Source organism: Candidatus Villigracilis saccharophilus (genome assembly GCF_016711665.1).
In genome coordinates, this window is record NZ_JADJSO010000080.1 from 1 (window position 1) to 22,212 (window position 22,212).

At 51.6% G+C, this 22,212-nt stretch carries 23 protein-coding genes and 1 pseudogene; 17 read left to right on the forward strand and 7 right to left on the reverse strand.

Translation table 11 applies throughout. The annotated features are described in order from the left end of the window. The 7 genes from IPL17_RS24885 to IPL17_RS24915 form a co-directional block, all read right to left on the reverse strand. Nucleotides 1–1,950, reverse strand: a 1,950-nt coding sequence (locus IPL17_RS24885; RefSeq protein WP_345309791.1) for a methyl-accepting chemotaxis protein, incomplete at its 3' end; no start/stop codon positions are given. Nucleotides 1,951–2,038: 88 nt separating this feature from the next. Then, entirely contained in the window at nucleotides 2,039–4,075 is a 2,037-nt protein-coding gene (locus tag IPL17_RS24890; protein ID WP_345309792.1) for a methyl-accepting chemotaxis protein, read from the reverse strand. Between the two features lie 30 nt (nucleotides 4,076–4,105). Next, nucleotides 4,106–4,567, reverse strand: a complete 462-nt coding sequence (locus IPL17_RS24895) for a chemotaxis protein CheW (RefSeq protein WP_345309793.1) — start codon at nucleotides 4,565–4,567, stop codon at nucleotides 4,106–4,108. Nucleotides 4,568–4,635: 68 nt separating this feature from the next. Further along, a complete protein-coding gene (locus IPL17_RS24900) occupies nucleotides 4,636–5,565 on the reverse strand; it encodes a methyl-accepting chemotaxis protein (protein WP_345309794.1) in 930 nt (309 codons plus the stop codon). Further along, complete coding sequence (locus IPL17_RS24905; RefSeq protein WP_345309795.1) at nucleotides 5,549–6,670, reverse strand: MCP four helix bundle domain-containing protein; 1,122 nt, start codon at nucleotides 6,668–6,670, stop codon at nucleotides 5,549–5,551. Before IPL17_RS24905 ends, IPL17_RS24900 begins: the two co-directional genes overlap by 17 nt. Before the next feature lie 146 nt (nucleotides 6,671–6,816). Next, a complete protein-coding gene (locus IPL17_RS24910) occupies nucleotides 6,817–9,183 on the reverse strand; it encodes a methyl-accepting chemotaxis protein (protein WP_345309796.1) in 2,367 nt (788 codons plus the stop codon). Between the two features lie 25 nt (nucleotides 9,184–9,208). Further along, complete coding sequence (locus IPL17_RS24915; protein ID WP_345309797.1) at nucleotides 9,209–9,403, reverse strand: hypothetical protein; 195 nt, start codon at nucleotides 9,401–9,403, stop codon at nucleotides 9,209–9,211. A 461-nt stretch (nucleotides 9,404–9,864) separates the two neighbouring features. Between IPL17_RS24915 and IPL17_RS24920 the strand changes: the two genes are divergently transcribed. The 17 genes and pseudogenes from IPL17_RS24920 (at nucleotide 9,865) to IPL17_RS25000 (ending at nucleotide 21,952) form a co-directional block, all read left to right on the forward strand. Beyond that, nucleotides 9,865–11,118, forward strand: coding sequence for an HDOD domain-containing protein (locus IPL17_RS24920; protein ID WP_345309798.1), 1,254 nt, complete (start codon nucleotides 9,865–9,867; stop codon nucleotides 11,116–11,118). A gap of 285 nt (nucleotides 11,119–11,403) precedes the next feature. Next, complete coding sequence (locus tag IPL17_RS24925) at nucleotides 11,404–11,973, forward strand: transposase (RefSeq protein WP_345309799.1); 570 nt, start codon at nucleotides 11,404–11,406, stop codon at nucleotides 11,971–11,973. A 186-nt stretch (nucleotides 11,974–12,159) separates the two neighbouring features. Further along, nucleotides 12,160–13,107: a DUF1521 domain-containing protein gene (locus IPL17_RS24930; protein ID WP_345309800.1), complete on the forward strand. Its 948-nt coding sequence runs from the start codon at nucleotides 12,160–12,162 to the stop codon at nucleotides 13,105–13,107. Between the two features lie 274 nt (nucleotides 13,108–13,381). Further along, on the forward strand, nucleotides 13,382–13,591 hold the full coding sequence (locus tag IPL17_RS24935; protein ID WP_345309801.1) for a flagellar FlbD family protein: 210 nt from the start codon (nucleotides 13,382–13,384) through the stop codon (nucleotides 13,589–13,591). 59 nt (nucleotides 13,592–13,650) lie between these two features. Beyond that, complete coding sequence (locus IPL17_RS24940) at nucleotides 13,651–14,469, forward strand: motility protein A (RefSeq protein WP_345309802.1); 819 nt, start codon at nucleotides 13,651–13,653, stop codon at nucleotides 14,467–14,469. A 2-nt stretch (nucleotides 14,470–14,471) separates the two neighbouring features. Next, nucleotides 14,472–15,242: a flagellar motor protein MotB gene (locus IPL17_RS24945; RefSeq protein WP_345309803.1), complete on the forward strand. Its 771-nt coding sequence runs from the start codon at nucleotides 14,472–14,474 to the stop codon at nucleotides 15,240–15,242. A gap of 35 nt (nucleotides 15,243–15,277) precedes the next feature. Further along, nucleotides 15,278–15,871 (forward strand): flagellar basal body-associated FliL family protein, encoded by a 594-nt coding sequence (locus IPL17_RS24950; protein WP_345309804.1) that lies wholly within the window; start codon nucleotides 15,278–15,280, stop codon nucleotides 15,869–15,871. 3 nt (nucleotides 15,872–15,874) lie between these two features. Then, entirely contained in the window at nucleotides 15,875–16,480 is a 606-nt protein-coding gene (locus IPL17_RS24955) for a hypothetical protein (RefSeq protein WP_345309805.1), read from the forward strand. A 2-nt stretch (nucleotides 16,481–16,482) separates the two neighbouring features. Then, on the forward strand, nucleotides 16,483–16,941 hold the full coding sequence (locus tag IPL17_RS24960; RefSeq protein WP_345309806.1) for a FliM/FliN family flagellar motor switch protein: 459 nt from the start codon (nucleotides 16,483–16,485) through the stop codon (nucleotides 16,939–16,941). An 89-nt stretch (nucleotides 16,942–17,030) separates the two neighbouring features. Continuing rightward, a pseudogene (gene fliN, locus IPL17_RS24965) lies at nucleotides 17,031–17,282 on the forward strand (flagellar motor switch protein FliN); the annotation flags it as partial. After that, nucleotides 17,282–17,638, forward strand: a complete 357-nt coding sequence (locus IPL17_RS24970) for a flagellar biosynthetic protein FliO (protein WP_345309807.1) — start codon at nucleotides 17,282–17,284, stop codon at nucleotides 17,636–17,638. The pseudogene fliN and the gene IPL17_RS24970, both read left to right, overlap by 1 nt. A 173-nt stretch (nucleotides 17,639–17,811) precedes the next feature. Further along, on the forward strand, nucleotides 17,812–18,621 hold the full coding sequence (gene fliP / locus IPL17_RS24975) for a flagellar type III secretion system pore protein FliP (RefSeq protein WP_345309808.1): 810 nt from the start codon (nucleotides 17,812–17,814) through the stop codon (nucleotides 18,619–18,621). Nucleotides 18,622–18,631: 10 nt separating this feature from the next. Further along, a complete protein-coding gene (gene fliQ, locus IPL17_RS24980) occupies nucleotides 18,632–18,901 on the forward strand; it encodes a flagellar biosynthesis protein FliQ (RefSeq protein ID WP_345309809.1) in 270 nt (89 codons plus the stop codon). A gap of 11 nt (nucleotides 18,902–18,912) precedes the next feature. Next, complete coding sequence (locus IPL17_RS24985) at nucleotides 18,913–19,671, forward strand: HDOD domain-containing protein (protein WP_345309810.1); 759 nt, start codon at nucleotides 18,913–18,915, stop codon at nucleotides 19,669–19,671. Between the two features lie 96 nt (nucleotides 19,672–19,767). Continuing rightward, nucleotides 19,768–19,968 carry a hypothetical protein gene (locus IPL17_RS24990; RefSeq protein WP_345309811.1) on the forward strand — a complete coding sequence of 67 codons (201 nt, stop codon included), beginning with the start codon at nucleotides 19,768–19,770 and terminating at the stop codon, nucleotides 19,966–19,968. 858 nt (nucleotides 19,969–20,826) lie between these two features. Continuing rightward, nucleotides 20,827–21,180, forward strand: coding sequence for a hypothetical protein (locus IPL17_RS24995; protein ID WP_345309812.1), 354 nt, complete (start codon nucleotides 20,827–20,829; stop codon nucleotides 21,178–21,180). Nucleotides 21,181–21,346: 166 nt separating this feature from the next. Then, on the forward strand, nucleotides 21,347–21,952 hold the full coding sequence (locus IPL17_RS25000) for an EscU/YscU/HrcU family type III secretion system export apparatus switch protein (protein ID WP_345309813.1): 606 nt from the start codon (nucleotides 21,347–21,349) through the stop codon (nucleotides 21,950–21,952). Nucleotides 21,953–22,212: the final 260 nt, after the last annotated feature.

The following is a 22,212-nucleotide window of genomic DNA, read 5'->3' on the forward strand; positions in this document are numbered from 1 at the left end:
CATCTCCATCAGGGAAGTGGCGGAGGCGGAAACCTCCTCGACCTGGGCGGAAACTTCCTCGGTGGAGGCGGAGACTTCCTCGACAGACGCGCTGTTCTCTTCGCTGACACTGGCGATGTTCTCGATGGCCTGGGTCAGTTCGGAGGAATTGGCAGCCATCTCTTCGGTGGCGGCGGTGTTCTCTTCGATCACGGCTGAGACCGCGTCAACCGCTTCGACCAGTTCAGCGGCGGCAGCGCCGACCTTGGCGGCGGTGTTGCCCGCCTCTTCGGCCTGCTTGTAAACGGATTCCGCCGCGCCGAGGATGTTATCGAGCACCTCGCCAGCCGAATGAGCGCGTGTCACACCCAGCTCGACTTCCTGAGCGGAGGCTTGCATGGCGGTCACGGCTTCACTGACGGTCTTCTGGATGCCCTTGATGAGGGCAGCGATCTCCTTTGTGGCAAGGCTGGAGCGTTCGGCCAGCTTGCGGACCTCATCGGCCACGACCGCGAAACCCTTGCCCTGTTCGCCTGCGCGGGCGGCTTCGATGGCGGCGTTGAGCGCCAGCAGGTTGGTTTGAGAGGCGATGTCTTCGATGGTCTCGACGATGGCACCGATCTCCTCGGAGCGGGTACCCATCTCTTCGACCTTGGTGGCGGAGAGACCGACCTTGGAGCGGATGGCTTCCATGCCGTTGATGGTTTCCTTGACGGTCTTGGCGCCATCGCGGGAGTAGGTGGCGGCTTGGGCAGAGTCACGGGTGACAGCCTGCGCGTTGGCAGCGACCTGTTCGATGGCGGCGTTGATGCGGGAGGTGATCTGCGAAGCCTGGGAGATGGCTTTGGCTTGTTCCTGAGCGCCCTTGGCGACGCCGTCAATGGCGCGTCCCATCTGTTCGACGGAGGCGGAGGTCTTGGTGACGCCTTCGGTCTGCTGGGCGGTGCCGAGCGCGACCTGTTGAATGGTGGTGGCGATCTGGCTGGTGGCTTCGCCGGATTGTTCAGCGGCGGTGGTCAGTTGGGCTGCGGCGATGGAGACGGAGTTTGCGCTCTCAGCGATCATAGTGACGGCATCGCGCAGACCGGCGATCATCTTGGCGAAGGAGTTGCCGAGTTCGTCTTTATCAGATTTCGGGGTGACGGATTCGGTCAGATCGTTGTTGGCGACCTTCCCTGCCACATTGGCCATGTTGAGCAGGTAAGCTATCATTTTCCTAAAGGTTTCGGTCAGTTGTCCGATTTCATCCTTCGATTGATATTCCAATTTCTGGCTCAGATCTCCATCACTTATATTTAATGCCGCTTGAAGAACATTGTTCAAAGGGCTGGTGATCCCCCGGCTCAGAAGAATCCCGATCCAGAACGCCGCCAGTGCGACAATAACGCCAATAATGATCGATGCACTGATCACCCCTGTATAGGCTGTGTCAAAGTCTTCATCCCCTTTGATGGATTCTGCGGAGAGAGAATCAGATATTTTTACCAAAGGAGCTTGCATCGCAGCGATATACCCGTCCATTTCACCGTCCATTTTTTGGGTCTCTGCGGTCGAGGCATTGGCTGCTTTCAGTGCCGGTAACATTTCATTTTCGTACAAGTTCACGATTTGATCGTAACCCGCGTTGGCTTCTATCAGCCAGGCTTCTTCTTGCGGGGTATCAACTGCTTTTGACATTAAATCCATATCTTTATCTGTCATAGCTTTCGCCGTATCCCATTCTTTGGCAGCATCCTCGAAATCCAGGTTTATTTGAGTATCGGCAATGACCTGGTACAGTTCAACTCCATCTGTGGTGGTTTCCATGGCAAGCAGGGCATCATTCGCCCGTCTGGCTCCGTCATCCTGCATCAGACCCAGCCTTTGGAGTTGTGTGTAATTGTAAATAATAAACGCGGCAAATAAGGCGGTGATGATCAAAAAACCACCGACCAGCCTTGTTCCAATTTTGAGGTTGTTGATTGTCTTCATAGTTACCTCTTTCGTAATACATAAAAAATTTCGATAAAATCATTGTGAGGGAGATGCGTTTAACACCCTCACAATGACATGAAAATATTTACCTGATTTTGCCAGCCTCCAGTTTGAAGCGCGAGACGACCTGTTGGAGCTTCTGAGCCATCTCCATCAGGGAAGTGGCGGAGGCGGAAACCTCTTCGACCTGGGCGGAAACTTCCTCGGTGGAGGCGGAGACTTCCTCGACAGATGCGCTGTTCTCTTCACTGACACTGGCGATGTTCTCGATGGCCTGGGTCAGTTCGGAGGAATTGGCAGCCATCTCTTCGGTGGCGGCGGTGTTCTCTTCGATCACGGCTGAGACCGAGTCAACCGCTTCGACCAGTTCAGCGGCGGCAGCGCCGACCTTGGCGGCGGTGTTGCCCGCCTCTTCGGCCTGCTTGTAAACGGATTCAGCCGCGCCGAGGATGTTATCGAGCACCTCGCCAGCCGAATGAGCGCGTGTCACACCCAGCTCGACTTCCTGAGCGGAGGCTTGCATGGCGGTCACGGCTTCACTGACGGTCTTCTGGATGCCCTTGATGAGGGCGGCGATCTCTTTTGTGGCGAGGCTGGAGCGTTCGGCCAGCTTGCGGACTTCATCGGCCACGACCGCGAAACCCTTGCCCTGTTCGCCTGCGCGGGCGGCTTCGATGGCGGCGTTGAGCGCCAGCAGATTGGTTTGAGAGGCAATATCTTCGATGGTCTCGACGATGGCACCGATCTCTTCGGAGCGGGTACCCATCTCTTCGACCTTGGTGGCGGAGAGACCGACCTTGGAGCGGATGGCTTCCATGCCAGTGATGGTTTCCTTGACGGTCTTGGCACCATCGCGGGAGTAGGTGGCGGCCTGGGCGGAGTCACGGGTGACAGCCTGCGCATTGGCAGCGACCTGTTCGATGGCGGCGTTGATGCGGGAGGTGATCTGAGAAGCCTGGGAGATGGCTTTGGCTTGTTCCTGAGCGCCCTTGGCGACGCCGTCAATGGCGCGTCCCATCTGCTCGACGGAGGCGGAGGTCTTGGTGACGCCTTCGGTCTGCTGGGCGGTGCCGAGCGCGACCTGTTGAATGGTGGTGGCGATCTGGCTGGTGGCTTCGCCGGATTGTTCAGCGGCGGTGGTCAATTGGGAGGCGGCGATGGAGACGGAGTTTGCGCCTTCGGCGATCTGGCTGACGGCATCGCGCAGACCGGCGATCATCTTGGCGAAGGAGTTGCCGAGTTCATCCTTATCAGATTTCGGGGTAACTGTAGTGGTCAGGTCGTTTTGGGAAATGGATACAGCGGAAGCGCCCATGCCCTGCATGTAGTTGATCAGCGCATCGAAGGCTTTTCCGATGTCGCCGATCTCATCCTCGCGCAGGCGCACTTTGTCTTTCTCTGCATCTTTCATATCGCGCACCAGGTCGCCGACCGACATTGCCTTGGCGATGTTCACGACGATGGATAACGGCACGGTGATACTGCGGCTGATGACGATCACAAAGGCGATCGCAACGATCACCCCAAAAATGCCTACCAGGATCAAGGTCATGCTGGAGGAGGAAAAAGTGGCTGTATTCTCATGCGACAGTTCTTCGGCCAACCCGGCATTGACCTCGACGATCGCCTCCATGGCCGTGCCCACTGCTTTGCGGGCGTTGGAGGCCTCGCCCCCGTCGGTAATGCTGGTGATCGCGGCGTCCATGTTGCCGCTGTCCACATTCTGCATGATCGCATCCGCGGCAGCATGGTAGACGGGCCAGGTCTTGTCGAATTCCGCCAGGGCCGCCTTTCTCTTTTCACCAAGCTCGCCGGCACGGTAGGTATCCATCAGCCCTTCGATCGTTTGCACATCCCCATCGATCGCTTTTCTTGTATCTTCACGTCCCGCGGGAATATAAGTGAATTTATACAGGTCCCCGCGCAGTTTCCATAACGCGGAATTGGCGGCGCTCACATCCCGGATCGGCAGGGTCTGGTCGGTGTATAAAGATTCCGAACCCTGGTTGATGGTGTTCATGGACATGTAGCCCACGGCTGCGATGACGATCATTAATACAACCACCGCGCCAAAGCCCCCGATCAACTTCGTACTTGTCTTTAGATTATCCAGCCACTTCATTGATCCCTCCAAAAATAATACAGTTTTTGTTTATGCTTTTTGAGCTGACAAGGCTTCCAGCACTTGCTGGTCGTTCAGGTCGAGCACTTTGCCGAGTTCCAATAGAATGATCAGGCGGTTCTCCAAACGGACGATGCCTTTTAAGAAGACAGAGTTGACCGAGTTGACCATCGGCGGCAGCGGCTCGATCAATTCATCTGAAACGCGCAGCACTTCCGAGACCCCGTCCACGGTCACGCCGACCTTGATCGTGCCCATCGTGACGATGATGATGCGCGTCTGGCGGGTGTCTTCCTTGGGTTCGAGCGCGAAGCGGGAACGCAGGTCAATGACCGGCAGGACACTGCCGCGCAGATTGGTAACGCCCTTGACATAAGCGGGCGACTGCGGCAATTGCGTGATGGACTGCATCTTGATAATGCTTTCAACCACAGAGATGTTGATGCCGTAGAATTCGTTTGCCAGTTCAAAAATAACAAGCTGTTGTTCCATGTTTTTTCTCCTTTTGGTATTTCATCGTAAGACCGGACAGGTTGTAACTAACCTGTCCGGTCTGGTATCTATTTTCTACCGCTTTCGAGTTTGAAGCGCGAGACGACCTGTTGGAGCTTCTGAGCCATCTCCATCAGGGAAGTGGCGGAGGCGGAAACCTCCTCGACCTGGGCGGAAACTTCCTCGGTGGAGGCGGAGACTTCCTCGACGGATGCGCTGTTCTCTTCACTGACACTGGCGATGTTCTCGATGGCCTGGGTCAGCTCTGTGGAATTGGCAGCCATCTCTTCGGTGGCGGCGGTGTTCTCTTCGATCACGGCTGAGACCGCGTCGACCGCTTCGACCAGTTCAGCGGCGGCAGCACCGACCTTGGCGGCGGTGTTGCCCGCCTCTTCGGCCTGCTTGTAAACGGATTCCGCCGCGCCGAGGATGTTATCGAGCACCTCGCCAGCCGAATGAGCGCGTGTCACACCCAGCTCGACTTCCTGAGCGGAGGCTTGCATGGCGGTCACGGCTTCACTGACGGTCTTCTGGATGCCCTTGATGAGGGCGGCGATCTCTTTGGTGGCGAGGCTGGAGCGTTCGGCCAGCTTGCGGACTTCATCGGCCACGACCGCGAAACCCTTGCCCTGTTCGCCTGCGCGGGCGGCTTCGATGGCGGCGTTGAGCGCCAGCAGGTTGGTTTGAGAGGCAATGTCTTCGATGGTCTCGACGATGGCACCGATCTCTTCGGAGCGGGTACCCATCTCTTCGACCTTGGTGGCGGAGAGACCGACCTTGGAGCGGATGGCTTCCATGCCGTTGATGGTTTCCTTGACGGTCTTGGCACCATCGCGGGAGTAGGTGGCGGCTTGAGCGGAGTCACGGGTGACAGCCTGCGCGTTGGCAGCGACCTGTTCGATGGCGGCGTTGATGCGGGAGGTGATCTGTGAAGCCTGGGAGATGGCTTTGGCTTGTTCCTGAGCGCCCTTGGCGACGCCGTCAATGGCGCGTCCCATCTGCTCGACGGAGGCGGAGGTCTTGGTGACGCCTTCGGTCTGCTGGGCGGTGCCGAGCGCGACCTGTTGAATGGTGGTGGCGATCTGGCTGGTGGCTTCGCCTGGATTGTTCAGCGGCGGTGGTCAATTGGGAGGCGGCGATGGAGACGGAGTTTGCGCCTTCGGCGATCTGGCTGACGGCATCGCGCAGACCGGCGATCATCTTGGCGAAGGAGTTGCCGAGTTCATCCTTGGGTGATTTGGGTGTGACTGTAGTGGTCAGGTCATTTTCAGAAATGGCTGTCGCGGATACCCCCATGCCCTGCATGTAGTTGATCAGCGCATCGAAGGCGTTGCTGATGTCGCCGATCTCATCCTTGCGTTTGCGGACCGTGTCCTTCTCGGCTTCGCTCACATCACGCACCATGTCGCCGACCGAGAGGGCTTTCGCCAATTTGGTCAGGAATGCCAGCGGGTTGGCGATGCTGTTGGAAATGATCACGCCAAAGCCGACGCCTAAGAGCGCGGCGCCAACCACAATGATGATCATGATCGTGGTGGCTTGGTTGGCGGTGGCGGTATTTTCATCTGCCAGTGCTTTGGCTTGTTCGGTCTTCATGACCTGCATGGCATCGAGGGCTGTTTCCACGGCTTTGGCGCTCGCGAAGGCATCCCCGCGCAGGGTGGTCAGGGCTTCGTCCTGCTTGCCAGCCAATGCCAGCGCCATGATCGTGTCGCGATAGCCTTTGAACTCTGCATAATCTTTGGTGTAGTCATCGAATAATGCGCGCATTTCAGGCGCCACGATCAATTTTTCATAATCTGCCGACAAGGTGACGATCTGTTCATCAAGTGTCTTGATGGTATCGGCATATTTTTGCGCTTCCGCGGTGTCTGCCGCCAATATCATGTCGCGCAAGTTGACACGCGTGCGCTGGAAAGCGACCGCGGCATCCGCGATCTGTCCGAGCGGCACGGTCTGGTTCTGATAGAGGCGGGTATCGGCGGCATCGATCTGCTTAATGTAGTAGATGCCCAACACACCGACGACCGCCGTGATCACGGCGATGATCAGGAAACTCCCGATCAATTTCACACCCGTTCTGAGGTTGTTCAAGAAACTCATGTTTTTCTCCTTCGGATAATTTTTTTGTCAGTCCATTTTGGCTGACTGGTTTTCAATGAAATTATTTAAGCACATCCCGCAGGTTCTTATCATTAGGTTTGTTTTTCATCCAAACCTTCGGGGCGGTGCGTACAAGATCGAATGGGTTAAACTGAATTCTGCAGATCTCCGATCAAAGTTGCGAGTTCTGTGTACGCTTGTTTTAACTGCGCGAATAATTGCTGCCCGCGTTTTTTATCAAGGTCGGTTGAGTTGGCGAGTGTGGACAGTGTTTCATGAAATTTTTTGTGCGGTCGTTCGATCGCCTGGAAGGCGCTGTTTTGTCCGTAATCCTTGATGCCCCTGCCGTAATACCAATGCCCCAGCAAACATTCCGCATCCGATGCGGCATCTTCCTTTGTCAGGTGTCCTTCGGATGCCTTGTTGACCCACTCGCTGTGTTGTGAGGAGGACAGCACGATATTGATCAGGTTGTTGGATTCTTTTGCTTCCAGGTCCAGCCTGAACTGAGCCGCCACCATTTGCAGGCGCAGTGACAATTCCTTCATGGATGCGGCCGAAGCGGACACTTCCTTTACCTGGGCGGATACTTCGTCGGTGGAAGTGGAGACCTCTTCGACAGCGGCGTTATTCTCTTCGCTGATGCTTGCAATGTTCTCGATCGACTGGGTCAGCTCTGTGGAATGGGCGGACATTTCTTCGGTGGCGGCGGTGTTCTCTTCGATCACAGCCGAGACCGCGTCCACTGCTTCGACCAGTTCGGCGGCGGCAACACGCACCTTGGCGGCGGTATTGCCTGCTTCTTCTGCCTGCTTGTAAACAGACTCAGCCGCGCTCAAAATATGATCGAGCACTTCACCGGCGGAATTGGCGCGTGTCACGCCCAACTCCACTTCCTGCGCCGAGGCTTGCATGGCGGTCACGGCTTCACTGACGGTCTTCTGGATGCCCTTGATGAGCGCCGCGATCTCTTTTGTGGCAAGGCTGGAACGTTCCGCCAGCTTGCGGACTTCATCCGCCACGACCGCGAAACCTTTGCCCTGTTCACCGGCGCGCGCGGCTTCGATGGCGGCATTGAGCGCCAGCAGGTTGGTTTGAGAGGCAATATCTTCAATGGTCTCGACGATGACGCCGATCTCTTCGGAACGCGCGCCCATCTCTTCCACTTTGCTCGCGGAGAGACCGACCTTTTCGCGGATGGTCTCCATGCCGCTAATGGTTTCCTTGACGGTCTTGGCGCCGTCGCGGGAGTAGGTGGCGGCTTGGGCAGAGTCACGGGTGACAGCCTGCGCGTTATCCGCGACCTGTTCGATGGCGGTGCTGATGCGGGAGGTGATCCTTGAAGCCTGGGTGATGGCCTTGGCCTGCCCCTGCGCGCCTTTGGCGACATCGTCAATGGCGTTTCGCATTTGCTCGACGGAGGCGGTGGTCTTGTTGACGACCTCGCTTTGCTGCAGGGTGCCGCGCGCTACCTCTTGAATGGTGGCGGCGATCTGGTTGGCAGCCTCGCCCGATTGTTTGGAAGTATCTGCCAAATGGGCGGCAGATGCGGTGACATCATTGGCGCTCTCAGTGATCAGCCCCACTGCGTCGCGCAGCCCGGCGATCATCTTCGCGAAGGAATTGCCCAGTTCATCCTTCTCTGATTTTGGCGTGACATGAGTGGTCAGGTCGTTCTCAGCGATGGCGGTCGCGGCGACCCCCATGCTTTGCATGTAATCGATCAACTCGTCGAAGGCCTTGCCGATCGTGCCGATCTCATCCCTGCGTTTTCGCACCTTATCTTTTTCCGCATCGCTCATGTCGCGTACCAGGTTCCCGGAAGCCATCTCGCGCGAGATCTTTACCACGATCGCAAGTGGGACGGTAATGCTGAGCGTGATCACAGCCACAGATCCCAGCGATATCAATATCCCCGCGATCGTGGTCATGAACAGGATGTTGCGGGAGTTCATGAATGTTTCATTGCCTTGCTGGTGTGTTTCCTCGGCAACTTTTACGTTGATCTCAAGCAGCCTGTGAATCGACTCGGACAATGTCGCGAGTGCGTTTGCCGTGCGCCCGCCTTCGACAATGCTGGCAAGCGCCTCGTTCCGCTGGCCGGCTTCATTTAATGCGATGGCTTCCGCCGCAGCGTTGTGATATTCCCGAAAGACTGATTCGAATACAGCGATCTCCGCTTTTTCCTCATCCGTGAGCACGGATGCTTTGTATGCCTTGAAATTTTCGTCTATGCTTTTCTCGAGCCTTGATATTTCCGCCTTGCTTTTTTCCGCCTCTTTTGGAATGAGTAAAGTTTTATAAACACTTCCCCTGATCGTGTACATATCCGCTTCTATATTCCCCAATTGTTCGATCGGCAGGAGACGGTCTGCGTACATGGTTGTCATGCCGTTATTGATGCTGTTCATTGAGGCGTACCCCACGCCGGCAATGATGATGATAAGCACAAGGATGGTGCCAAAGGCCCCCAGCAATTTAATACTCATTCTAAGGTTGTCAATCCACTTCATGACCTTCTCCCAACCAAGAGCATACTTATTCAGCCATCTCAAATATTGCGGTCTTTTCATTAAATATCGCTAGGGTCAACGGGATCGCCGGCGCGGTCAGTTCCACCTTTTCAGCCAACCCAATATTGAAGCGGCAGATTGGGCAGGTTTTCATCGCCTGGGCCAGCATGCAGCATTTGCAGTTTGCGATATACATTTCGAGTTTTTCATGGTCATTCATGGCAATCTCCTTTTTATTATTCCCGAGCCGATCGCCAGGGCTCGGGATGCTATGGATCAAACAACAATGTAATTACAGATGGATCGATCACCGGAGAATCCGGGTTATCAACCCATCACCATTGTATAAATAAGGGCGGTTTTCCATAATAAAAATAAAGGTAAGAACTCATTAATATTGTGTGAATTTTCCCGGGCGCCTTTGTCGGGATTTCCGCGCATTCGAAGTTCCGCTTTTCACGAGCAGTCCTGCGGGCGCAGCTTAGGTCGGTGCCGCGGGACAGGCCGGTAAGAAATTAACGGCTTTTTTATTACATTTTGAACGGGTCAACTGTAGACTCATTCCAGTTGAATCAACTGTCAGCGTTCGCTCTCACAATATGAGCTTTGTTTGATCGCTGGAAGAAATAAAAAAATCTTCGTAAATCCCTTGTTCCATGCGGGTTAAGAGGGGAAATCAGAGTGTCCGAATTACTTGTAGGCAGACAACCGATCTTAAACAGTCACAAGGAAACCATTGGGTATGAATTGTTATACCGGGCTTTTCCTTACGACACGCAGGCGATGTTCAAGGATGGCAATGCTGCCACATCCAGGGTCTTCGCCAATACGCTTTTTGAAATGGGGCTGGATGCGGTTGTGGGGCCGCAGCTTGCCTTTATAAATTTCACCAGAGATTTTCTTGTAAAAGATGATCTGATCTGCTTGTTGACGGGCATGCGGGTCGAGAACTTTGATCCGAGGCGGGTTGTCCTGGAAGTGTTGGAAGATATCGCTCTGGATAATGAACTTTTTCAGGCGCTTCGTAAATTCAAAAGGAAGAATTTCCTGATCGCCCTGGATGATGTGATTTCCCTGGAACAGATCGCCCCGATCCTTGACCAAGGTCTGGTTGACCTGATCAAGATCGACATGCTGGCTGTCAACAGGACCGATCTCGCGGACATGGTACGTTCCATTAAACAACGCGACATCCTGCTGCTGGCGGAAAAGGTGGAAACACCGCAGGATTTTTTCACATGCCTGCAATTGGGGTTTGATTTCTTTCAAGGCTATTTTTTTTATAAACCCGAGACGATACAATATAAGAAGAAGAAACTGGATGTATCGCGTTTGAGCTTGATGCGTTCCCTGGCGGCAACCATGGATGCCCAGACCAGTTTTCATTTGCTGGACCCGATCATCTCGCAGGATGTTGGTCTCAGTTACAAATTACTGCGTCTGGTGAACTCGGGTTATTATTCCCTCGCCGATCAGGTCAAGTCCATTCAACAAGCCATTGCCTTGATCGGTCTGCAGCAGCTCCGCAGTTGGATGCTGCTGCTTGTGATGGCGACAGCGGATGACAAGCCGCACGAACTGACCGCTGTTGCTTTTCAACGGGCAAAAATATGCGAGATGCTTGGCACGACACTGGGCGTCAAGCATACTGAATCCTATTTCCTGATCGGGCTTCTATCGGTTTTGGATGCCATTATGGATGTCCCCATGCTTCAAGTGGTTGAGAGTCTCCCGCTTACACCAGATATTAATGAAGCGTTGGTCCATCGAAAGGGGAAGTTGGGAGTGGTCTTGAAGGCTGTGATCGCAACAGAGGACGGTAATTGGGATCACATTTTACAGCTCGGGATCCAGCCGCATGTGTGGCGGAATATATATTTTGAGTCTGTAAAAAGTTCCAATTTGATCATGAAGGAGATCCGCGCCGAGTCGTAAGCGTACCTGCCCTATGATATTCGCGTAGCATTTGTGAGAATGTTTACCCAAAGCTTGAAACCGGACTCGAAATTGTGTTCTAAATTTCACTTATTTTTTATGGGAAATATTGCAGTAGTGACTATACTTGGGCATGGTAGGCCATGGTAATATTTTGACAAGGATTAATGTCCCAAGCCTTTGGTTGACTACACCCAAGGTCGTGATCAGAAATATGGTATATTCCTGAAATAAATCCGCCAAAAAACAGGCTTTTCCTCCTCTATATCGTCCGCCGAGGTATTTGTGAACACTTTTGAATATGTAACCACTGAAACGGAACAAGTTCAGCTCGACCAAAGAGAAACACAAACGGTTACTCGGCCGTCAGCGCCCGCCCCTGTCCCTGAGACAAACTTTGTAGAACAGAGCCCCTCGACAGGTATGGGGGACGGCGATGTTATTGAGTTTGAATCCGCCCAGCAAATTTCCTATGAGCTGACGTATGCCTGTTTGTTGATCCCCCGTTTCAGCGATCATTATCTGACAGGTGATATCACTGAAGACCTGCCCCGCTGGATAAAACAGATCTGTATATCCTATGGCTGGCGTTTGGGCTCGGTCATGATCCGGCCGGGATATTTGCAATGGGTGATCACGGTCCCTCTCACGACAAACCCCGCTCAGTTCATGCGCGCTACACGCCAGATAACATCCCAGAAAATCCTTGAAGACTACCCGCGCTATAAAAGACTAAATGTCTCGGGTGATTTCTGGGCGCCCGGTTTTTCTGTCGCTCCTGGAAGTCAGTTCCAAACTGAAGAGAATATTAACAGCTTTATTCTTCAGACACGCAGGAATCAGGGCATCCTTTAAGTTCAACTTTGTCCGCTGATCTACGCCAATACCTCATCAGGTATTGGCGTTCTTTTTTTAAACAAGCAGGATGGCTGGAGATATGGGTGGAAGCTCTGTCAAAAAAACTGATGCCTGTCAACCCCTCAAGATTTTACCGATTAAGCCGACTCTAGGATATCGAATGATTGTGCCCGGGAGGCAGCTATGAGCGATATCGCGTCAACAGATCTATCCAATTTAATGATAGCCCGCCGGTTAATGGAAATTGAAAATAACGCGGAATTGCGCCGCCGTGGGAAACATGTGGATGAAAAAACTGCATTGGACTATTTTGGAGAGGATCAGATGCTTATCAGCGGCTCGGCCCCTTCTGACGCTAACCCGGCCGCCGGCCCCCTGCCGCCGATCGAAAATATAGATATAAAACTATCCGACCTGCACGGCAAATTGCAGAATCTCCAAAACGCGAATACGCCCAAAGCGGATATTCCTGAAGAGGGATTCTCTGTCACAGCCAGTCAGAGTGTTGAGATCAAATTGGAGTTGCGTTATCGATCGAACACAGCGCTGGAAGGTTTGGTGGTTCACGATCAAAACTATGCCGAATCCGACCGTTATCTTTTTAAGTTCGCGGATGGCTCCACATTTACGATCCTGGACAAATGGACCAATAAGAGTACCACCATCTGGGGCGACCCGCATGTGGATGTTAGTGATGTGGGCGGGAACAGCGATGGTGATTTCAAGGACTTAAAAGCCAGTGACGACTTTACGACCTTTATGTTGATGGACGGCACGCGCGTGACCTTCAAGGCCAAGGATGCCGGGTTCATCGAACAGGTCGATATCTTCAAAGGGGCGCAGCATGTCAAGGGAATTGGTTCAGATTCGAAGGAATTCTCTCCTGAAACCGGGCTATTCTCCACAAAAGTGCAGAATAATGAGGCGTTTGTAGCCAACAAGACTCCCATCGGCGACCTGATCTTTGCTGGCGGCGATGGCAATGACTGGTTCGACGCGGGCAGTAAACTGATCTGGGGTAAAACCACCGGGCCGATCGTTACCCAGCGTCCCCTGGCTACTTTGGAGTTTTACTATAAACAAACGGTGTCGCAGTCGATCTCAGTCCAAACGATCTCACGAGAGGCGTAGGCCGAGGGCAGACTCCTCCCAAATTCAAAGGGAGTAAATAATTAAGAACCGGGGAAATAGCAACGCACGGTTCGACCGGGCGGTAAAATAACTCCACCGTGGTCCGGTGGGGTCATTTTACGCGGTTAAATCGGCGCAAGTTTTTAGCCAATCTTTATATTCCTTTCACGGCCAATTTACACGAAAACTTACGGCGATATGCTAAAGTTACGCATGGAATGACTGCCTGTTCGAGACCTTGAGCCGATGTTGCCAGGCAGGAAGGAAAATAATCGTGATTTTTCTGATCAGAACAAACGGCGTGAAATTTTATGTCAATCCTGAATTGATCCAAACCGTGGAGGCGACGCCCGACACGGTTGTTACGCTGATAAGCAATAAAAAATTCATCGTTAAAGACTCCCCGCAAGAAATTGCGGAGCGTTTCATCGAATATCGTCGAAAAACCCTGGCTCCCTTCATCTCAAAAACTTCAGAAGAGTGATCAGGTACGTGATCTAGAAGAAATAATATAAATCCAAAACAGGAAATCAGGAGTAATTTATGGATATTGCGACCATCGCGGGCTTGATTTTGTCTCTTACCGCCATTATTACGGCATTGATTATGGACGGCGGCACACCCGGAGAATTATTCGCCCATCCATCTGCGATCATCTTGATTTTTGGCGGGGCGCTGGGGGCGACAGCTATTACCGCACCTTTGAAGATCGTGCTTCAATTACCTAAATATATCATTCAGGCTTTTACAACAAGAAAATTTGATTCAAGGGGAACCATCGACCTTTTGAGCAAACTGGCAGATAAGGCCCGCCGTGAAGGCTTGCTGGCCCTTGAAGATGATAGCAAGAAGATCGAAGACAAATTTCTTCAAAAAGGGATTTCGATGGTGGTGGATGGGATCGATCCCGAGCAGGTATCTGCGATCCTGGAAACCACAGTCGCTCAAATGCGTGCCCGCCACAAACAAGGCATGGGGTTTTTCACCGCGGCTGGCGCATTTGCTCCTACCTTCGGTATCATCGGAACGGTGATGGGCCTGATCAGCGTGTTGAAACAATTGGACAACCCTGGCGCGCTCGGCGAAGCGATCGCCGCCGCCTTTTTAGCTACTTTGTGGGGTTTATTGAGTTCCAATCTAATTTTTTTACCCATCGCAGGTAAGCTAAAGGCAAAAGATGAAGAAGAAGCCCATGATCGCTATATGCAAATGGAGGGCATTCTTGCCATCCAGGCCGGCGAAAATCCGCGTATTGTGCGTGATAAATTAAATGCTTACCTGTCTCCGTCTGAAGCCAAGAGCGAAGAAGAGGCGGGTGACAAGAAGGTTCCGGCAGGTAATGCCGAGAGGGCAAAGGCTTAACCATGGCACACCGCCCGGAAGAACACGAAGAGCATCACGACGAACGCTGGCTGGTGAGCTACGCTGATTTCATCACCCTGTTGATGGTTTTGTTTGTCGTTCTGTACTCCATGAGTCAGGTCAATGTCGAGAAATACAAAATCCTGGCCACCAGTATGCGGTCTGCCTTCTCACTCGGCGGACCGTCTCAGGTGGTTGATAGTCAGATCAACCAGGCTGGTGGTACAAGCGAAGACGGAACATCCAAGCCGATCGTTGTTCCGGGTATTCCCGAAGGTCCCACCCAGTCGGAGGAAGTTGCCGGGCAATTAACTTCCATGCTTTCTTCTCAAAACCTCGGCAGCCAGGTCAGCGTGCAAACCAACATCGAGGGCGTGTTGATCTCACTCAGCGAGCGCCTGATTTTTGCGGATGGTCAGGCAGAATTGCCGCCAGAGGCTTTGATTGTGCTCGACACCATTGCTGAGATGATGCTTCCCATCGAAAACAAGATCAAGGTGGTTGGGCATACAAACGATACAGCTTCCATCAATCCACTCTATCCAAGCAATTGGGAGCTGTCTTTGGCGCGTGCCACGTCGGTTGCAAAATATTTGATGAACGCCGGGGTGGCGCCTGAAAGAATGATCATTTCAGGCCAGGGTGAGTACGCGCCGGTATTTCCCAATGACACCGAACAGCATAAAGGATTGAACGCCCGTGTGGAAATTGTCATCATGTATAAAGTGGAGAGTAATATCATAGATATTAATTCCCCGGTTATTCAACCGTAAAGTCCAATAGCAAGTTGTTCCAGAAGCGGAGTCCCATGTTAGATAAAATCCTAAAAATCCTCAATGTGATCACCCAGGTAATTCTTTTATTGACTGCTTTTCTGTCGATCTTCATGGCGTATATTATTTTTGCCCCTGATGAACTTCCGAAGCCTTTCCGCCTGCAGTATCAATATGATACTGCGTTTACCACACCGGAACCGCATGTCTCTGAGGCGGCGGCAAGTGAAGAAACAACGACAACCGAGACGGGAACGCACGACTTTATTCCAGGGGAAGGCATCATGGTTCCCATGTCCACCAAGATCATCAACCTGGTTGATCCAGGCGGGCGGAGATATATACGCGTGACAGTGGTCGTTGAGGTTGCTCCGGATAACCCGGAATATGAGTTGCTGCCGGAAGAGGAAAAAATAGCTTATGAAACGGCATTTGAAGAAAAACTTAATTCACGGCTGCCCATCATGGATGACACTGTCATCACGCTCCTGTCAACCAAAACCTACGAGGACCTGTATACGGCGGATGGCAAGGAAAAGCTGCGAACGGAGATTTTGGAAACCCTCTCTGAAAAACTTGTTGATCTTCACATCCTGTCGATCTATTTTACGGAATTCGTGGTCCAGTAATCTATGTTAGCTCAATCCGAAATTGATGCCTTATTATCAGGCGCTATCAATATAGATCAGAAACATGGTGAGGATAGCCTCAACCTGGCTGATATGCTTAATCAGCCGGGCGAAGCTGCCAAATCTGATGCTGGCGGGGAAAAGAAGATCCAGACCTATAACTTCTGGTCGCCTGCCAGGTTTTCAAAGGATCAAATGCGCGCGGTTGAGTTGGTGCATGAAGACCTGAGCGAACGCCTGACAACATCCCTGCCAACTTTTCTAAGAACCAATGTTCGCCCGCGCCTGGCGCTTATGGAGCAGGGCCGCTTTCACGATTTCATCAATGATTTTGCTGAACAAACTTTATTCCACTTGATCTCGCTGGCACCCCTGCCTGGTCACATGGTGCTGACTTTGAGTCACAATATCAGTTATTTGATCCTGGAGCAGCGCCTTGGCGGAAAGATCGAAGGCCGTTTTACAGAGCGCTCGTTAACCGAAATCGATCAGTCCCTGCTGCGCGGATTGGTGGAACACATGTTGGGGGATGAAAAGCGCGTGGAGCAAGGTCGCTTCCTTGAGCCGTCTTTGAAGACAGCACGATCAATCAGCATTGGGTGCAGATGATGATGGGCAATGAACGCGTTTTGCTGATCGCCATTGAAATTAATATCCAGGGCGTTACCGGCACGATGAGTTTCTTCATCCCCTTTAATACGCTCAAGCCGATTGCCGATGTACTTAATCCGCATATCTGGATCGCGGGGCGCAAGGAACATCAGATGGACCCTGTCGCCCGTCAGGTAGCCATCCAGACCATGATGAAGGCGGTCATTCCAATAAAGGTGATCTTGGGAAACGCTGATCTCACCTTGAAGGACCTGATGGGACTGTCGATCGGAGATGTGATCGAACTCGATCAGAGCGTCGAAAATCCCTGGTCGTGCAGGTGGCAAATAAAAAGCAATTCTATGCCAGTGTTGGAAAATCCCGCAAACGCATGGGGATTCAGATCAATGGGGTTTACCGTGAACATGACGATACCCAGTCGAGTAATAAATAAGGTGAAAATCAAATGGAAAATCTAAACGATATTATTACAGATATGCCCGTTGGTAGAAGTGCTGATAGCGCGGCTCAAAAGCCAGGCGGTAAATCGGATAAATTCAATTCGACAAACATCGAGTTGCTGATGGATGTTACGCTGCGGGTCACTGTGGAGTTGGGACGTACCCGCATGCAGCTTGCCCGAATCCTTGAATTAAAGAATGGATCCGTTGTGGAGTTGGACCGGCTCGCCGGAGATCCCGTGGACGTCTTTGTGAATGACCGCATGGTGGCGCGCGGAGAAGTTGTGGTCGTCGACGACAAATTCGGTGTTCGCATCATTGAGATGATCTCGACAAATAGTGAGAAGGTAACCTCCTGATGCCCGCATTAGTGACCGTGATCAAGAAGTGGTATCAGGCCAGCAGTAATAAACAAAAGCTGACAGTTTTTTTGCTGGCTTTCAGCCTATTAATCACCGGCCTGCTTTTGGCCTTTGGCGGCGGCTCAACCACATCTGCTGATCCGCTCGGGTCAACGCCATTGTATTTTGCGAGCGCCTTTGTGAAATTGCTGGTGGTGTTGCTGTTGATCGTCGGCAGTTCCATGATCTTTCGACGCTGGCAGCAAGTTGGGACAGGCGGAAAACCGTCCCGCCAGATGCGCGTTCTCGAAACAGTTCGATTATCCCCAAAGCAGGCTCTTCATCTGGTGGTGATCGGCGACCAAAATTATTGATCGGGGCCACCGACCAAAGTGTCTCCCTGATCTCTTCCATTGAACATAGTATGAATCCTGTTCCAGTGGAGGATGCCCCGGTTCAATCAGGTTTTGAATTTGGTTCATTGCTCCAATCTTTTAGTCTCAAATTGTCCGCTGAGAGCATAAAGGGAAAGGAATAAAGATCAGCCATGGTTGATAGAACGTTTCCCCAAGCCGGTTCAAAGCTCTCCAAGGTCATTTCCAGGCCATTTAAAAAAACGCTTGTTCTTATTTTTATCGTTCTTGTTGTTGGCATCCTGCTAAGCGGATGTTCAGCAGCACCTGGAGTTTCATTGACTGTGGATGGACAGTCTCCGCAACCCAAGCAAGTCACCTCCGGCGTGCAGTTGCTGGTGCTCATGACCGTGCTGTCTCTGGCGCCATCCGTGTTGATCCTTGCAACCTCATTTACTCGCATTGTCATTGTGCTGTCCATGCTGCGCAACGCCATTGGGACTCCCTCCATTCCCCCCAATCAGGTTGTGATCGGGCTTTCCTTGATCCTCACTTTCTTCATTATGGCACCGGTTTATAAGCAGGTAAATGAAAATGCGATCCAGCCGTTCCTGGATGAACAAATGGATCAAGCCACCGCGCTGAAGGAGGGCCAAAGACCGATCCGCGAGTTCATGTTCAATCAAACCCGTGAAAAGGATATTCAATTATTCCTGGAACTGGGGAATGAACCCCAACCTGTTACGATCGATGATATCCCCACCGTCTCCTTGTTCCCGGCGTTCATTATCAGTGAACTCCGCACCGCGTTTACCATGGGGTTTGTGATCTACATTCCCTTCCTGGTGATCGACCTGGTTGTTTCCAGCATCCTGCTTTCGATGGGTATGATGATGCTGCCGCCTTCGCTTGTTTCGCTGCCATTCAAAGTCCTGTTGTTCATCATGGTGGACGGCTGGTATTTGATCGTTCGCAGCTTGGTCTTGAGCTTTACTGGAAATTGATGAGGTTTGGATGACTGAAGCTTATGTGCTTACTCTGGGACAAAACGCGATCATGATCTCGCTTATTTTGGCTGGTCCGATTTTGTTGATCAGTTTGATTATCGGTAGTCTGGTTAGTCTGGTTCAGGCCGCGACCCAGATCAACGAATCCACGCTGATCTTCATTCCGAAATTGATCGGCATTGTGCTGGTGTTGGTTCTGCTTGGTTCATGGATGCTTCAACAGGCAATGACATTTACCCACGCTCTGTTCACAAGCCTGCCTAATCTGGTTCATTAAGATATCCATCCATGCTGTCACAACGGGTTGAAAGCATCATTCAGTCGATCTCGAGTCTCAGACCCATGCCTGCCAATGTGTCCCGCATCTTGAATGAGGTTGAAAAACGGGATATTAGCATTGACGGTCTGGTCGGGCTGATCGGTCTGGACCAAGCCTTGACTGCCCTGGTCCTGCAAATGTCAAACTCCGTTTCGCTTGGATATTCCCGCACATGTACAACGCTCAATGAGGCGATCATGCTCATTGGTCTGGGACGCCTAAAAACGATCCTGCTAACTTCTTCTGCAACCGGCATGATGAAACGCAGTCTGAACGGGTATCGGCAGGGAGCAGGCGAACTATGGCATCATTCCCTCGTGGTGGAGTGGCGTCAGAATGGCTTGCGCAAGTCCTGCGCTACCCTAATCCCGGAAGAAGCTTATGTCTCTGGTCTGCTGCATGACATCGGCAAGCTGCTGTTGGATCAGGTGGTCTTGAGCGATTACAACACGATCGTTGATGCTGTACAAAAGTATAAAATTCCGCTCTGGCAGGTGGAGGAAAAAATGATCGGCATCGACCATGCCCGGGTCGGCGGCTTGATCGCCGAGCACTGGAATTTTCCTGTCGTGCTGGTGGATGCGATCCGTTGTCATCACGCACCTTCTTTTGCCAGGACCAATCAGCAGCTGCCTGCCATTGTTAATGTGGCGAATTCCATGGCCCAGGATTATCAATTTACAGAGTCCGCGCTTATTAAGCTTCGAGATCCATCCCGAATCACTTAATATTCTAAAGATCGATGCGGCTGAAGTGGAAAAACTTAAACTAAAGATGACGAACTCCCGGAAATTCCCCGCTCTTTCAAAAACTGGATAGCCAATATGAAGCGAGAAACCCTTTCAATCCTTGTGCTCGAACCTAATATTTTGCAATGCCAGCTGATTAAGTTGGCTTTGATCCGCCATGGCATGAACCCGATCATCTGCAATCAGCCGCCGCTCTTCGTCAGCAGTTGGTCCAGCATCTCCCGGATGTGCTTCTGGTGGATACTTATTTGCCAGGTCAGAATGGATTGGATTTGATCAGTCAACTGAATGCTGAAGTCCTCCTAAAAAGGACCAAAGTATTTTTCATCTCATCCATGGGTTTTCCGAGATCGTTCAAAAGCGGCAAAAGATGGCGCCAGCGGCTTTTTGGTAAAACCCTTGAATCCTGACCTGATGGCGGCGCGTATTTTAGGCTGCTTTGGACGGTCTGGTGAATTAACCAATTGATCTGGATGCTTCTGGAATAGCAGCACACATATTTTGATCAGATATATTCATCGACGAAGATCAATAAACAGAATTATTCCATTCCTGAAGGCTCTTTGAGCTTTTAGGAATTTTCATGTGTGCCCTAAAAAATTGGGATCAATTTCAGGGCAGGCTGAACAAAAATAAGCCAAATTTGGGTTGAAATTTTTTACGCCATATTTAGTCTGGCTTCACATCACATTTACAGACACAAAAGGGGGAATCAGGTATCATTTTTTTAGATATGCTGTGCTTGGAAAAATAAATTTTATGACAATCTCCGTCCTCAGGCACAATTATTCTTCCTGGCTTTACCCGTATTATGGCAATTATTATTCATGTGCCGGGTATTCGGGGCAGAATATTCCGACCCAGGTACGGATCGGGCCTCGGTTTGCGCTTCATATGGTGCTGTTCCCTGGCAGCCACTCCCGCCAGATGCGGTAACGATCGATTCTGTCATATGGATTGGCCATTGGTAGGGGAGATCATCATCGGCACATTGGTTGGTTTTTCCGCAGATCTTGCTTTTGGAGCTATTCAAATGGCCGATCAGCCATGGGGATGGGCAGCGGTTTTAATCCAGCCGAATTTTAACCCGGGCCTTGGGCGAGGCAGGCTCAGCGTTTGACCAGATTTTTTGTTATGACAGCTTCCATGATTTTCTCCTTTGATCGATGGCCATCACCTGGTTTTGATCGCCCTGCACAATACGTTTACTGCCGTTCCATTGAATGGCAGTCTTCCATTCAATGGAATGGAAATGATCATGAAAACAACTTCAATATTTATTGCCACTGGTGTTCATTTGGCTTTACCCGTCATGGCGGCTCTGGTTTTAAATCGATCCTTGGCCTGGGTCTAATGGCGCGAGTGGCGCCTCAGGTGCAGGTCTATTTTTGGGTCTGCTGGCCCAAAGTGGTTGTGGCAATGATCGCCATGGTTAGCGACCTTTGCCGTTATTCTTCCGAATCTGACAACTTTTATTCAAGTCCATGATAGAAAACATGCTTTTATTTGTGAGTAATCAAACAACATGGCAGATACAGATAATAAAACTGAAGCTCCCTACCAGCCACCGCCTTCTGGAAGCTCCGCGATGAAGGCCAGGTGGTACGCAGTCAGGAACTGATTTCAGCAATCATTATTGTCATGAGTGCGTTCCTTGTTGCGGGGGACAGCAAAAATATGGCGCTGGCTTTTCTGGACTTATTACGAACCCGATCGTGGAACTTCCAGGCGCAATGTCACCGTTGAATGGCCTGAGAGAACCGCCATTTCTTTTTCGCTGCAACTTCTGCCATCCTTTAGCTTTATCGTCGTCGGTCTGATGCTGACCGGTGTGGTGGTCACTCTGGCACAGACCCAATTTTTATGGGCAGGCAAAAAGATCGGTTTCGACTTTAAGCGCCTGAACCCGCTTGAAGGGTTTAAACGGATTTTTTCATCGCACGGTTTTTTTGAGGTGCTTCGATCTTTACTTAAACTGGGCTGGGTCTCGTGGATCGCCTACGGTTTTCTGCGTTCCAGTTTTGTTGAAATGATCGCATTCAACCAGTTTGATCTGCCAAACGCTGTGAGCAAGTTTGCCGAGATGTGTATTTCACTCACCTCGCAAGTGATCGCGAGGGAACATCATGAAGGCATGCGGGCTCCTGCTTTGCATTGGCCAAAGGACCTTATCGAGTGGCTGAACGGGACTGTTAAACTGGCAAAAGAAAACCACATCCCCTGTCGTCCAGAAATATTCCTGTGGCGCGCGCTATTTTAAAACGATCGATATTTCGGCCAAGAGATATCCTCGGATTCATATCTGGCAATGGCTGAGATCCTTGCCTATGCTTTACAAAATTCGCGGAAAGCCCCGCTTAGCCCACGAACACCTGAACCGCAACCCATTTAACTGGAAATAGAAATGACTATCACAACAACTGCACCGAGAAATGGGATTATCGCTGCGCTGCAAAGCTCTTCCGCTGCGCTCAAGATATTGGTCAGCGGCGCTCAGCTTGGTGATCCTGGTTGGCATGC

What these genes read in the sequence shown, in the direction of transcription:
- IPL17_RS24890 (WP_345309792.1), bottom strand. Translation starts at nt 4,075, where the DNA reads ATGAAGTGGCTGGATAATCTAAAGACAAGTACGAAGTTGATCGGGGGC.
- IPL17_RS24895 (WP_345309793.1), bottom strand. Translation starts at nt 4,567, where the DNA reads ATGGAACAACAGCTTGTTATTTTTGAACTGGCAAACGAATTCTACGGC.
- IPL17_RS24900 (WP_345309794.1), bottom strand. Translation starts at nt 5,565, where the DNA reads ATGGGACGCGCCATTGACGGCGTCGCCAAGGGCGCTCAGGAACAAGCC.
- IPL17_RS24905 (WP_345309795.1), bottom strand. Translation starts at nt 6,670, where the DNA reads ATGAGTTTCTTGAACAACCTCAGAACGGGTGTGAAATTGATCGGGAGT.
- IPL17_RS24910 (WP_345309796.1), bottom strand. Translation starts at nt 9,183, where the DNA reads ATGAAGTGGATTGACAACCTTAGAATGAGTATTAAATTGCTGGGGGCC.
- IPL17_RS24915 (WP_345309797.1), bottom strand. Translation starts at nt 9,403, where the DNA reads ATGAATGACCATGAAAAACTCGAAATGTATATCGCAAACTGCAAATGC.
- IPL17_RS24930 (WP_345309800.1), top strand. Translation starts at nt 12,160, where the DNA reads ATGAGCGATATCGCGTCAACAGATCTATCCAATTTAATGATAGCCCGC.
- IPL17_RS24940 (WP_345309802.1), top strand. Translation starts at nt 13,651, where the DNA reads ATGGATATTGCGACCATCGCGGGCTTGATTTTGTCTCTTACCGCCATT.
- IPL17_RS24945 (WP_345309803.1), top strand. Translation starts at nt 14,472, where the DNA reads ATGGCACACCGCCCGGAAGAACACGAAGAGCATCACGACGAACGCTGG.
- IPL17_RS24950 (WP_345309804.1), top strand. Translation starts at nt 15,278, where the DNA reads ATGTTAGATAAAATCCTAAAAATCCTCAATGTGATCACCCAGGTAATT.
- IPL17_RS24955 (WP_345309805.1), top strand. Translation starts at nt 15,875, where the DNA reads ATGTTAGCTCAATCCGAAATTGATGCCTTATTATCAGGCGCTATCAAT.
- IPL17_RS24960 (WP_345309806.1), top strand. Translation starts at nt 16,483, where the DNA reads ATGGGCAATGAACGCGTTTTGCTGATCGCCATTGAAATTAATATCCAG.
- IPL17_RS24970 (WP_345309807.1), top strand. Translation starts at nt 17,282, where the DNA reads ATGCCCGCATTAGTGACCGTGATCAAGAAGTGGTATCAGGCCAGCAGT.
- fliP (WP_345309808.1), top strand. Translation starts at nt 17,812, where the DNA reads ATGGTTGATAGAACGTTTCCCCAAGCCGGTTCAAAGCTCTCCAAGGTC.
- fliQ (WP_345309809.1), top strand. Translation starts at nt 18,632, where the DNA reads ATGACTGAAGCTTATGTGCTTACTCTGGGACAAAACGCGATCATGATC.
- IPL17_RS24985 (WP_345309810.1), top strand. Translation starts at nt 18,913, where the DNA reads ATGCTGTCACAACGGGTTGAAAGCATCATTCAGTCGATCTCGAGTCTC.
- IPL17_RS24990 (WP_345309811.1), top strand. Translation starts at nt 19,768, where the DNA reads ATGAAGCGAGAAACCCTTTCAATCCTTGTGCTCGAACCTAATATTTTG.
- IPL17_RS24995 (WP_345309812.1), top strand. Translation starts at nt 20,827, where the DNA reads ATGACAGCTTCCATGATTTTCTCCTTTGATCGATGGCCATCACCTGGT.